Source organism: Enterobacter cloacae complex sp. P38RS (assembly GCF_014930775.1).
In the GTDB taxonomy this organism is placed as follows: Bacteria; Pseudomonadota; Gammaproteobacteria; order Enterobacterales; family Enterobacteriaceae; genus Enterobacter; species Enterobacter bugandensis.
This window is the reverse complement of the sequence record NZ_JADBRS010000013.1, coordinates 108,529-120,916: the sequence shown is the minus strand read 5'-3', so window position 1 is coordinate 120,916 and position 12,388 is coordinate 108,529. Positions and strand designations below refer to the sequence as shown.

The window sequence follows — 12,388 nt, the reverse complement described above, 5'->3', positions numbered from 1 at the left end:
TCCTGTCTGTTACACTGTGTGGTACGTATTGTGCGCAAAACAGAGAACCGGCAGCAAAGGCAGCACCATGAAAACGCCCCTGATCACCCGCGAAGGGTACGAAAAGCTCAAAAAAGAGATGGATTACCTGTGGCGCGAAGAGCGTCCTGAAGTAACCAAAAAGGTGACCTGGGCGGCAAGCCTGGGCGATCGCAGCGAAAATGCTGATTATCAGTACAACAAGAAGCGGCTGCGTGAAATTGACCGCCGGGTACGCTATCTGACGAAGTGTCTTGAGAATCTAAAAATCGTCGATTACTCCCCGCAGCAGGAGGGCAAAGTGTTCTTCGGCGCGTGGGTGGAGATTGAAAACGACGATGGTGACACCCTGCGTTTTCGCATCGTCGGTTACGATGAAATTTTTGGTCGTAAAGATTACATTTCTATCGACTCCCCGATGGCCCGCGCGCTGCTGAAAAAGGAAGTGGGCGATTTAGCCGTCGTTCAGACCCCAGCCGGTGAAGCCAGCTGGTACGTCAATGAGATCGTCTACGTAAAATAGTCCGAGAGCGCCCTCCCCGGCTGGCATTTTGCCGTGTCAGCCCGTATAACTATCCCCTGATTTTTGACCCACAAGATGATAAAGCCATGATGAAAGATTCGCTCTGCCGCATTATTGCGGGTGAACTTCAGGCCAGAGCCGAACAGGTAGAAGCTGCCGTTCGCCTGCTTGATGAAGGGAACACCGTGCCGTTTATTGCACGTTATCGTAAGGAAGTCACAGGCGGTCTGGATGACACGCAGCTGCGTAACCTGGAGACCCGCCTGGGCTATCTGCGCGAGCTGGAAGAACGTCGTCAGGCGATCCTCAAATCCATCGGCGAACAGGGCAAGCTGACCAGCGAGCTGGAAAGCGCCATTAACGGCACCCTGAGCAAAACCGAACTCGAAGATCTCTATCTGCCGTACAAACCGAAGCGCCGTACCCGCGGGCAGATTGCGATTGAGGCGGGCCTTGAGCCGCTGGCAGAGCTGCTGTGGAATGAGCCATCTCACGACCCGGAAACCGAAGCGGCAAAATTCGTCGACGCCGACAAAGGTGTCGCTGACACCAAGGCCGCTCTGGACGGCGCGCGCTACATCCTGATGGAGCGCTTCGCGGAAGACGCCGCCCTGCTGGCCAAAGTGCGTGATTACCTGTGGAAGAACGCCCACATCGTCTCTACCGTCGTCGCGGGCAAAGAGGAAGAAGGCGCGAAGTTCCGCGACTACTTCGATCACCACGAACCGATTTCGACCACCCCGTCTCACCGCGCGCTGGCGATGTTCCGCGGCCGCAACGAAGGCGTGCTCCAGCTCTCCCTGAACGCCGACCCGCAGTTTGACGAGCCGCCGAAAGAGAGCCACTGCGAGCAGATTATCATCGACCATCTCGGCCTGCGCCTGAACAACGCCCCGGCGGACAGCTGGCGCAAAGGCGTGGTGAGCTGGACCTGGCGCATCAAGGTGCTGATGCACCTGGAAACCGAGCTGATGGGCACCGTGCGCGAGCGAGCGGAAGACGAAGCGATCAACGTCTTCGCCCGTAACCTGCATGACCTGCTGATGGCCGCTCCTGCGGGCCTGCGCGCCACCATGGGGCTCGATCCGGGTCTGCGTACCGGTGTAAAAGTCGCCGTTGTTGACGGCACCGGCAAGCTGGTCGCTACCGACACCATCTATCCGCACACCGGCCAGGCAGCGAAAGCGGCCGTCGTGGTGGCGGCGCTGTGCGAAAAATACAACGTCGAGCTGGTCGCTATCGGCAACGGCACCGCATCACGCGAAACCGAGCGTTTCTACCTCGACGTGCAAAAGCAGTTCCCGAAAGTGACGGCACAGAAAGTGATCGTCAGCGAAGCGGGCGCATCGGTCTATTCCGCCTCTGAGCTGGCGGCGCAGGAATTCCCTGACCTGGACGTTTCCCTGCGCGGCGCGGTCTCCATCGCCCGTCGTCTGCAGGATCCGCTGGCGGAGCTGGTGAAGATCGATCCGAAATCCATCGGCGTGGGCCAGTATCAGCACGACGTGAGCCAGACGCAGCTGGCGCGCAAGCTGGACGCGGTCGTGGAAGACTGCGTAAACGCCGTCGGCGTGGACCTGAACACCGCCTCCGTTCCCCTGCTGACCCGCGTGGCGGGGTTAACCCGCATGATGGCGCAGAACATCGTCGCCTGGCGCGATGAGAATGGCCAGTTCCAGAACCGTCAGCAGCTGCTTAAAGTGAGCCGTCTTGGGCCGAAAGCGTTTGAGCAGTGCGCGGGCTTCCTGCGCATCAACCACGGCGATAACCCGCTGGATGCCTCTACCGTTCACCCGGAAGCGTATCCAGTTGTGGAACGCATCCTGGCCGCCACCCAGCAGGCGCTGAAGGATCTCATGGGCGACAGCAGCGCTCTGCGTAACCTGAAAGCCGTTGATTTCACCGACGACAAATTTGGTGTACCAACCGTTACCGACATTATCAAAGAGCTGGAAAAACCGGGCCGCGATCCGCGTCCTGAGTTCAAAACGGCGACCTTTGCTGACGGCATCGAGACCATGAACGATCTCCTGCCGGGCATGGTGCTGGAAGGCGCGGTGACCAACGTCACCAACTTCGGCGCGTTTGTGGATATCGGCGTGCACCAGGACGGTCTGGTGCATATCTCTTCCCTTGCCGACAAGTTCGTTGAAGACCCGCACACCGTGGTCAAAGCGGGCGACATCGTGAAGGTGAAAGTGCTGGAGGTGGATCTGCAGCGCAAGCGTATCGCCCTGACCATGCGTCTGGATGAGCAGCCGGGCGACACCAGCGCGCGCCGTGGCGGCAACGGCGGAGGCCGCGAGCAGCAGCGTCCGGCCACGAAAGCCACAAAACCGCGCGGGCGTGACGCGCTGCCTGCGGGCAACAGCGCGATGATGGACGCGCTGGCGGCGGCGATGGGTAAGAAACGCTAAGGTAACCCCTCCTCACCCTAACCCTCTCCCCAAAAGGGAGAGGGGAATAAAATCCTCTCGAAATATATGAAACCGATTGCACACCCATATTTAAACCGCTATTTATCACTCCATTAACAAATACGCTTTTTATTCCTTCCCGGGTAATTCTGCAAATATTGAGCAAGGTCAATCAGACCGCAAATTAATACGATTAACAACATCCCGTCACATTTTTATTATTGCTGATAAAAACTATTCTCATTATCATCGCAGTGTAGATTATTTAACCTCTCGTGGAATCAGGCATTATGCAATTCACTCCAGACACTGCATGGAAAATTACCGGTTTTACCCGCGAAATTAGCCCGGCCTATCGACAGAAGCTGCTGTCACTTGGCATGCTGCCCGGCTCATCCTTCCAGGTCGTGCGTGTGGCGCCGTTGGGCGATCCTGTTCATATCGAAACCCGGCGCGTAAATCTGGTTCTGCGCAAAAAAGACCTCGCATTAATTGAAGTTGAATCTTTATCCCGTTAACAAGCCAGCGGTTTCGGTGGGTCTAATACAATGAAAAAATTAACTATTGGCTTAATTGGCAATCCTAATTCCGGCAAGACAACCTTATTTAATCAGTTAACCGGCGCGCGCCAGCGCGTGGGAAATTGGGCAGGCGTAACGGTTGAACGTAAAGAAGGCCAGTTCACGACAACGGACAATCAGGTCACCCTGGTTGACCTTCCCGGCACCTACTCCTTAACCACGATTTCATCCCAGACTTCGCTCGATGAGCAAATTGCCTGCCACTACATTCTTGGCGGCGACGCGGATCTGCTGATCAACGTGGTCGACGCTTCGAACCTCGAGCGAAACCTTTACCTGACGCTACAGCTGCTGGAGCTGGGGATCCCCTGCATCGTGGCGCTCAACATGCTCGACATTGCGGAAAAACAAAAGCTGCGCATCGACGTCGATGCGCTCTCCGCGCGCCTGGGCTGTCCGGTGGTTCCGCTGGTCTCGACCCGCGCTCGCGGTATCGACGCCCTGAAGCTGGCGATTGACCGCCACGCGGGAAACCGCGACGTTGAGCTGGTGCACTACGCCCAGCCGCTGCTGCGCGAAGCCGAACGGCTGGCGCAGGAGATGGACAGCAGCATGCCTGCAAAACAGCGCCTGTGGCTCGGCCTGCAGATGCTGGAAGGGGATATCTACAGCCGCGCCTATGCCGGACACGCGGCGGATAAGCTGGACGTGGCCCTCGCCCGTCTCAGCGACGAGCTGGACGACCCGGCGCTGCACATCGCCGATGCGCGTTATCAGGCCATTGCGTCAATTTGCGACGTGGTCAGCAACGCCCTTACCGCAGAGCCCAGCCGCTTCACGGCGGCGGTGGATAAGATTGTGCTCAACCGCTTCCTCGGCTTACCCATCTTCCTGCTGGTGATGTACGTGATGTTCCTGCTCGCGATTAACATCGGTGGCGCGCTGCAGCCGATTTTTGACGCCGGTTCTGTCGCGGTCTTCGTACACGGTATTCAGTGGGTAGGTTACACCCTGCACTTCCCGGAATGGCTGACCATCTTCCTTGCCCAGGGGATTGGCGGCGGTATCAACACCGTTCTGCCGCTGGTACCGCAGATCGGCATGATGTATCTGTTCCTCTCGTTCCTCGAAGATTCCGGCTACATGGCGCGCGCCGCCTTCGTGATGGACCGCCTGATGCAGGCGCTGGGCCTGCCGGGCAAGTCCTTCGTCCCGCTGATCGTCGGCTTCGGCTGTAACGTGCCGTCGGTAATGGGCGCGCGCACCCTGGATGCACCGCGTGAACGCCTGATGACCATTATGATGGCGCCGTTTATGTCCTGCGGCGCGCGTCTGGCAATCTTTGCCGTCTTCGCGGCAGCCTTCTTTGGCCAGCAGGGCGCGCTGGCGGTCTTCTCGCTGTACGTGCTGGGCATCGTGATGGCGATCCTGACCGGCTTAATGCTCAAGCACACCATCATGCGCGGTGAAGCGTCACCGTTTGTAATGGAGCTTCCGGTCTATCACGTCCCGCATCTGAAAAGCCTGGCGATCCAGACCTGGCAGCGCCTGAAAGGCTTTGTGCTGCGCGCCGGTAAGGTGATTGTTATTGTCAGTATTTTCCTGAGCGCGCTGAACAGCTTCACCCTCACCGGTCAGGCGGCAGATAACATCAACGACTCTGCCCTCGCCTCCGTCAGCCGCGTCATCACGCCAGTCTTCAAACCGATTGGCGTACAGGATGATAACTGGCAGGCGACCGTGGGCCTGTTCACCGGTGCGATGGCGAAAGAGGTGGTCGTCGGGACCCTGAACACGCTCTACACCGCAGAGAACATTCAGGAGCAGGAATTTAACCCGGCGGAGTTTCACCTCGGTGACGAACTGCTGGGTGCCGTAGAGGAGACCTGGCAGAGCCTGAAAGATACCTTCAGCCTGAGCGTGCTGGCTAACCCGATTGAGGCCAGCAAAGGCGACGGCGAAATGGCGACCGGTGCCATGGGCGTGATGGGCGAGAAGTTTGGCAGCGCGTCCGCAGCCTACAGCTACCTGATCTTCGTTCTGCTCTATATTCCGTGCATCTCGGTGATGGGGGCGATTGCCCGTGAGTCCAGCCGCGGCTGGATGGGCTTCTCCATTCTGTGGGGGCTGAATATCGCCTACTCGCTGGCGACGCTGTTTTATCAGACCGTTAACTTCAGCCAGCATCCGCGCTACAGCCTGGTCAGCATCCTGGCGGTCATCCTGTTTAACGTGATTGTGATTGGCCTGCTGCGCCGGGCGCGAAGCCGCGTTGATATCAACCTGCTGGCGACGCGTAAAACCCCGGCCACCTGCTGCAACAGCCCGGCTGGCGACTGTCACTAAGGGAAAAAACAGATGGCATCGTTGATTCAGGTTCGTAACTTACTGGCATTGCAGGGACGCATGGAGGCAAAACAGCTCAGCCTTAGCCTGCATACCCCGCAGCCGATGATCGATGCCATGCTGGAGCGCCTGGAAGCCATGGGTAAAGCCGTGCGGATTCAGGAAGAAGCAGAGGGTTGCCTCTCCGGCAGTTGTAAAAGCTGTCCGGAAGGAAAGGCCTGTCTCAGGGAGTGGTGGGCACTGCGCTAATAAAGCCGGGCATTGGTGCCCGGCTTTATCGTATTACTTATAGACGTCCGCAGTAGCGCGTACGTTTTTGGTATATTTCTCAGCGCTGGTAATCACGTAGTAAGTGCCGCCAAGCTCATCCGCTTTCTTAGACAGCTCACGTTTCGCGTCCATCGGCGCAGTGGTGTCAGACGTAGAAATCTCACCAATTTTCGTCAGATTCATCCCGGCAACCTTATCTTTTTCCAGCTCTTTTGCCGCAAAGGCGCCAAATGACAATGACCCAATAACCAGAGAAGTGACAATACCCGTAACAAGTTTCATAGCCTGACTCTCCATAGGATTGTTGTTTTGATTATCGTAGGCAGAACAACCGCAACGACATCTGGAGTATGGTTGCGGTGTGTAACTTTTTCCAGGCAGGATAGAAAATAATCAGTCTAAACGTTGACTTAACGCAACCAACGCTGAACAAAATTCCGTCGGATGAGAGATAAACGGCGCATGCGCGGCTTTTGCTATGACATGTGATTCGCTGTCCGGCCAGAGGGAATCCAGAAGTGGGACCACTTTGCGCGGCACCAGCCCGTCGAGATAGCCATAGATGCGCAGGTGCGGCATGCTCAGCCCGGCCAGCGGCTCGCGCAGATCGGCCGTTTTCAGGATCTCCAGACCGCCGTTAAGCACCTCAACGTCCGGCATCGGCAGGGAGAGCACCACCTGCTTTAACGCTCTGGCATCCTGACGCGCGGTTTCGGTGCCCATCGTCTGCAAGGCGAGGAATCGCTCGACGGTCCGCTGGAAATCGTCGCTCAGCTGCTGCTGGAAGCCCGCCAGAACGTCAGGTTTGATGCCGGGCCACGCCTCTTTTGCGCTAAAGCATGGCGACGAGGCCACGGTGACCAGCGCCCTAACGCGCTCGGGCCAGGAGAGCGCAATCTGGCTTGCCACCAGCCCTCCCAGACTCCAGCCCAGCCAGATGGCATTTTGCGGCGCGGCGTCTACAACGTGCTGCGCCATTTCATCAAGCGACATCGCGCCAAAGCCACGGCTGCGACCATAGCCCGGCAGATCAACCAGATGTAACGTAAATTGCGAGGCAAGTTCCTCGCTTATGCAATGCCACACTTCCGCATTCAGGCCCCATCCGTGCAGCAGCACAAGATGGCAATTTCCTGTCCCTACGGTCTGCCACCACAGCGTCTTCATCAGTTACTGTTCTCTTTTTTCACATGGAGGTTGCACATGCTAACAGTGCCTGGCTTGTGCTGGCTATGCAAAATGCCGCTTGCCCTCAGCGCGTGGGGCGTCTGTTCCGTCTGTACGCGTTCGCTGGAAAGGCATATCACAACCTGCCCGCAATGTGGTTTACCGGCGGCGAACCGCGATTTGCCCTGCGGCCGCTGCCTGAAAAAATCCCCTCCGTGGAGCGCGCTGGTGGCCGTGGATGATTATGTTCCACCGCTGAGCGGGCTTATTCACGCCCTGAAGTTTTCCGGCCAGAGTTCGCTGGCGCAGCCCCTTGCCCGCCTGCTTTTGCTGGCCGTTTTACAGGCGCGACGAACCCGCGCTTTGCCGAAAATCGACATGGTGGTGAATGTCCCCTTATACCGACGCCGGCACTGGCGGCGCGGCTATAATCAAAGCGACCTGCTCTGCTGCCCGCTCGCCCGGTGGCTGGGTTGTCGCTACGATGCCAGCGCGCTTACCCGCGTTCATGCCACCGCCATCCAGCATCAGCTCAACGCCCGGCTTCGCAAAAGGAACCTGAAAAACGCCTTTCGCCTTGAATTGCCGGTCCACGGCCTCCATATCGCCATCGTGGATGACGTCGTCACCACAGGCAGTACCGTTGCTGAACTTTCCCGACTGCTTTTGCAAAGCGGCGCCGCGTCGGTTCAGGTATGGTGTCTGTGCCGTACCTTGTAGCCCTTCTTCAATGGGCGTATGATTATACCCAGGTAATTTAGTCAACTATTAGGCCAAAGCTATGATCCGTATTTCCGATTCTGCACAAGCGCACTTTGCCAAACTGCTGGCAAATCAGGAAGAAGGGACGCAGATCCGCGTGTTTGTGATCAATCCAGGCACTCCGAATGCAGAATGTGGTGTCTCTTATTGTCCTCCGGACGCTGTGGAAGCAACTGACACTGCCCTTAAATTTGAACAGCTCACCGCTTACGTCGATGAACTGAGCGCGCCGTATCTTGAAGATGCGGAAATCGACTTTGTCACCGACCAGCTGGGTTCTCAGCTGACCCTGAAAGCGCCAAATGCCAAAATGCGTAAAGTCTCTGACGATGCGCCGCTGATGGAGCGCGTTGAGTATCTGCTGCAGTCCCAGATCAACCCACAACTGGCCGGCCACGGCGGTCGCGTTTCCCTGATGGAAATCACGGAAGACGGCTTGGCGATCCTGCAGTTTGGCGGCGGCTGTAACGGTTGCTCCATGGTCGACGTGACCCTGAAAGAAGGGATCGAGAAGCAGCTGCTGAACGAATTCCCGGAACTGAAAGGCGTGCGCGACCTGACAGAGCACCAGCGCGGCGAGCACTCTTACTACTAATTCAGTACCCGTCTGTATTGCCCGGTAGCGCTGCGCTTACCGGGCCTGACTCCCTTGCTTTCCCCCCTCTATATGTTGACCTGCGTCTCATAATTCAAATTTTGCCTCACCGGGTGATTCTCAACCACGATATGTTACCCGTATCATTCTCGTGGGCACTCAACACCCTTATAACAGCCGACTAAACTTAACTGTTTCGCAGGCATCAGTATGAGTGCCGTTAACCACTCTGTTCCCAGTTGGGACAACCGGAATTTGTCGTTGAAACAATGACGTTACCCATAACAATTCAAAGGCCAGGTAAATCATGCCATTAGTCATCGTTGCTATCGGTGTTGTGTTATTACTGCTCTTGATGATCCGCTTCAAAATGAACGGATTTATCGCTCTGGTTCTGGTGGCACTTGCAGTCGGTCTGATGCAGGGGATGCCGCTGGTTAAAGTTATCAGCTCTATCAAAGCCGGTGTCGGCGGCACGCTCGGCAGCCTGGCGCTGATCATGGGCTTCGGCGCCATGCTCGGTAAAATGCTGGCGGACTGCGGGGGCGCGCAGCGTATTGCCACCACCCTGATTGCCAAATTCGGTAAACAGCACATTCAGTGGGCAGTGGTGTTAACCGGTTTTACCGTCGGTTTCGCGCTGTTCTATGAAGTGGGCTTCGTGCTGATGCTGCCGCTGGTGTTCACCATCGCCGCCGCGGCCAACATTCCGCTGCTGTTCGTGGGTGTGCCAATGGCTGCTGCGCTGTCCGTGACCCACGGCTTCCTGCCGCCGCACCCGGGTCCAACCGCCATCGCCACCATCTTCCACGCCGATATGGGTAAAACCCTGCTGTTCGGTACGATTCTGGCGATCCCGACCGTAATTCTGGCAGGCCCGGTGTATGCCCGCTTCCTGAAAGGCATTGATAAGCCTATTCCGGAAGGTCTGTACAGCGCCAAAACCTTCACTGAAGAAGAGATGCCAGGCTTTGGCGTCAGCGTCTGGACCTCGCTGGTACCGGTGATCCTGATGGCAATGCGCGCCGTGGCGGAGATGATCCTGCCGAAAGGCCACGCTTTCCTGGCCGTTGCCGAGTTCCTCGGCGACCCGGTGATGGCAACGCTGATTGCGGTATTGATTGCGATGTTCACCTTCGGCCTGAACCGTGGCCGCTCCATGGATCAGATCAACGACACGCTGACCTCGTCCATCAAAATCATTGCCATGATGCTGCTGATTATCGGCGGTGGCGGTGCGTTCAAGCAGGTGCTGGTCGACAGCGGCGTGGACAAATACATCGCTTCCATGATGCATGAAACCAATATCTCACCAATCCTGATGGCGTGGTCTATTGCTGCCGTGCTGCGTATCGCGCTGGGTTCTGCAACCGTTGCGGCGATTACAGCGGGCGGTATCGTTGCGCCGCTGATTGCCACCACGGGCGTCAGCCCTGAGCTGATGGTTATTGCGGTAGGCTCCGGCAGCGTGATTTTCTCTCACGTGAACGATCCGGGCTTCTGGCTGTTCAAGGAGTACTTCAACCTGACCATCGGTGAGACCATCAAGTCCTGGTCAATGCTGGAAACCATTATTTCGGTCTGCGGCCTGGTAGGGTGTCTGCTGTTGAATATGGCTCTCTGACTCTCCTGCTCGATCGGTTCCCTCTCCCCTTTGGGGAGAGGGCTAGGGTGAGGGGCAAATTACGACTTCTTACCCACCGCCCTTCTGCGCTTATCCAAATCTTTAATCAGCCTGTTCACCCCGTCATCGGCAAACATCGTCTCAAGCGTTGTGGACAGCTTGCGGCGCCAGTTCTTGTACTGATAGCTGGTGCCCGGAACGTTCACCGGCTCCGCCATATCAATCCAGTCTTCCGGCTGCAGGCCGAGCAAAGCGCTGTTGCTGTCGGCAATATAGCGTTGCAGGCCACGGTTGAGTGTTGGGGTCATTGCCATCAGCGACGCCTTATGTCCGGCACGCTTGGGCAGACAGCCATGCTTGTGCAGCGCGTCCAGCAGCCCCTGCTTCGCCAGCTCGCGGTCCTGATACAGCCCGCGCAGAACCTCTTCATCTGGATAGAGGCCCAGCGTTTTGCCGAGGGTCAGATCGCCGCTTTCCCAGTAGCCTCTGAGCGTAGGAAGATCATGCGTCGTCGCGACTGCCATTGACTGTTCAGGGTACGCTTTCGGCGCGCGGAAGGTTTTCTCATGGTCGTTTTCAAAATAGAGCACTTTGTAGGAATAAACCCCGCTGTCGCGGAGCTTGCTGACAATTTCCACCGGTACGGTACCGAGATCTTCACCGATCACCATGCACTGATGACGTTTACTCTCCAGGGCCAGGATCGACAGCAGATCGTCCACCGGATACTGCACGTACGCCCCGTGATCGGCCGTTTCACCGTACGGGATCCACCACAGGCGCAGCACGGACATCACGTGGTCAATGCGCAGCGCCCCGCAGTTCTGCATGTTCGCGCGCAGCAGGTCGATAAACGGCTCGTAGGCGCGCGCCGCCATCACGTGCGGATCCATCGGCGGCAGGCCCCAGTTCTGACCGAGCGGGCCGAGGATATCCGGCGGCGCGCCGACGGATGCTTTCAGGCAGTAAAGCTCACGGTCACACCAGGTTTCCGCGCCGCCTTCCGCCACGCCCACGGCCAGATCGCGATACAGGCCGATCGGCATCTTATAGCCCTGGCTCACCTGCCAGCAGGCGGCAAACTGGCTGTACGCCAGCCACTGCAGCCACAGGTAGAAGTCCACCTCGTCGGCATGATTTTTACAGAAGGCTTTGACTTCAGGGGTATCCACGGTCTGATACGCTTCCGGCCAGACCGGCCAGCCCCAGCGCATTTCGTCCTCTTTCACCTGATACGCGTGCAGCGCATCAAATGCCGCCTGCCAGTAAAGGCTTTCACCTTCCTGCATCACGAACTGGCGGAAGGCCGCCATCTGCTCGTCGTCGCGCTTCGCAAAGCCTTTCCACGCCAGGCGCAGAGCCGCCATTTTCAGCGCGGTCACGGAGGCATAATCTACCCAGTCCGCATCGCGGGCCTGCTTCAGCAGCTGCTGGGTGGTCTCAAGCTTCCACCACGCCTGTGCCTCTTTGCTGTTTTTGAAATCGTCTAACGCGTTAACGTCGATGTAAATCACGTTTAGCCAGCGTCGGGAAGACGGGCTGTACGGGCTGGCGCTCTCCGGGTTGGCCGGATAGAGAGCGTGGATCGGGTTGAGGCCGATAAACGCGCCGCCGCGCTCACCCACGGATGCCAGCATCTTTTTCAGATCGCCAAAATCGCCGATCCCCCAGTTGCTGTCGGAACGCAGCGTATAGAGCTGCACGCAGGCGCCCCACAGCTTTTTGCCTTCGAGCAGCGCCTGCGGCTCATAGCAGCGTTTTGGCGCGACGATCACCCGGCAGTGAAAACGCTGTTCGTCCTGGGTGAGCGTCAGGCTGTGATAGCCCTCCGGCAGCTTTGCCGGAAGGTTTAACGTTTTGCCGCCGGTGGCGTGGCCTTTATGCTGATGCCCCTCTTCGGTGGTGAGCAGCCAGCTATACTCGCCGCGCCCCTCCACCGCCAGCGGCATCTTTTTGCCTGCGGTAAAGACCTTCACGTTTGGCACCGGCGCAGCCGACGCGTTCGCGTCGGTTTTATGCATGGCATCCAGCAAACGTCTTTTGGTGTCCGCACCAATAGACTGCGGTTTGCCGTGCGCATTGATGTAACTGAGGCTAATTCCCGCCGCCTGCGCGGCACTGTCCAGACGTTTACTCTCCATCGCG

The 12,388-nt window shown here is 57.7% G+C and carries 11 protein-coding genes; 8 read left to right on the top strand and 3 right to left on the bottom strand.

Annotation, left to right across the window (positions count from 1 at the left end; translation table 11 throughout):
* The first annotated feature begins 67 nt into the window (after positions 1-67).
* The 5 genes from greB to feoC all read left to right on the top strand — a co-directional run bounded on the left by greB (position 68) and on the right by feoC (position 6,074).
* A complete protein-coding gene (greB, locus tag IM303_RS15555; protein WP_014885539.1) occupies positions 68-541 on the top strand; it encodes a transcription elongation factor GreB in 474 nt (157 codons plus the stop codon).
* Between the two features lie 86 nt (positions 542-627).
* Positions 628-2,958, top strand: coding sequence for a Tex family protein (locus IM303_RS15550; RefSeq protein WP_193360074.1), 2,331 nt, complete (start codon positions 628-630; stop codon positions 2,956-2,958).
* Between the two features lie 290 nt (positions 2,959-3,248).
* Positions 3,249-3,476 carry a ferrous iron transporter A gene (gene feoA / locus IM303_RS15545; protein WP_193360073.1) on the top strand — a complete coding sequence of 76 codons (228 nt, stop codon included), beginning with the start codon at positions 3,249-3,251 and terminating at the stop codon, positions 3,474-3,476.
* A gap of 30 nt (positions 3,477-3,506) precedes the next feature.
* Positions 3,507-5,825 (top strand): Fe(2+) transporter permease subunit FeoB, encoded by a 2,319-nt coding sequence (gene feoB / locus IM303_RS15540; RefSeq protein WP_193360072.1) that lies wholly within the window; start codon positions 3,507-3,509, stop codon positions 5,823-5,825.
* Between the two features lie 12 nt (positions 5,826-5,837).
* Positions 5,838-6,074, top strand: coding sequence for a [Fe-S]-dependent transcriptional repressor FeoC (gene feoC, locus IM303_RS15535; RefSeq protein ID WP_045259363.1), 237 nt, complete (start codon positions 5,838-5,840; stop codon positions 6,072-6,074).
* A 33-nt stretch (positions 6,075-6,107) separates the two neighbouring features.
* Here feoC and IM303_RS15530 read toward each other — a convergent pair whose 3' ends face one another.
* Entirely contained in the window at positions 6,108-6,377 is a 270-nt protein-coding gene (locus IM303_RS15530; protein WP_045259364.1) for a YdgH/BhsA/McbA-like domain containing protein, read from the bottom strand.
* A 111-nt stretch (positions 6,378-6,488) separates the two neighbouring features.
* Positions 6,489-7,262, bottom strand: a complete 774-nt coding sequence (bioH, locus tag IM303_RS15525; protein WP_193360071.1) for a pimeloyl-ACP methyl ester esterase BioH — start codon at positions 7,260-7,262, stop codon at positions 6,489-6,491.
* Positions 7,263-7,298: 36 nt separating this feature from the next.
* Between bioH and gntX the strand changes: the two genes are divergently transcribed.
* The 3 genes from gntX (at position 7,299) to gntT (ending at position 10,243) form a co-directional block, all read left to right on the top strand.
* On the top strand, positions 7,299-7,982 hold the full coding sequence (gene gntX / locus IM303_RS15520) for a DNA utilization protein GntX (protein ID WP_193360070.1): 684 nt from the start codon (positions 7,299-7,301) through the stop codon (positions 7,980-7,982).
* Between the two features lie 61 nt (positions 7,983-8,043).
* Positions 8,044-8,619, top strand: coding sequence for a Fe-S biogenesis protein NfuA (gene nfuA, locus IM303_RS15515; RefSeq protein ID WP_003861601.1), 576 nt, complete (start codon positions 8,044-8,046; stop codon positions 8,617-8,619).
* A gap of 307 nt (positions 8,620-8,926) precedes the next feature.
* Positions 8,927-10,243, top strand: a complete 1,317-nt coding sequence (gene gntT / locus IM303_RS15510) for a gluconate transporter (RefSeq protein WP_048960500.1) — start codon at positions 8,927-8,929, stop codon at positions 10,241-10,243.
* Positions 10,244-10,302: 59 nt separating this feature from the next.
* Here gntT and malQ read toward each other — a convergent pair whose 3' ends face one another.
* Positions 10,303-12,384 carry a 4-alpha-glucanotransferase gene (gene malQ, locus IM303_RS15505; RefSeq protein WP_069733638.1) on the bottom strand — a complete coding sequence of 694 codons (2,082 nt, stop codon included), beginning with the start codon at positions 12,382-12,384 and terminating at the stop codon, positions 10,303-10,305.
* Positions 12,385-12,388: the final 4 nt, after the last annotated feature.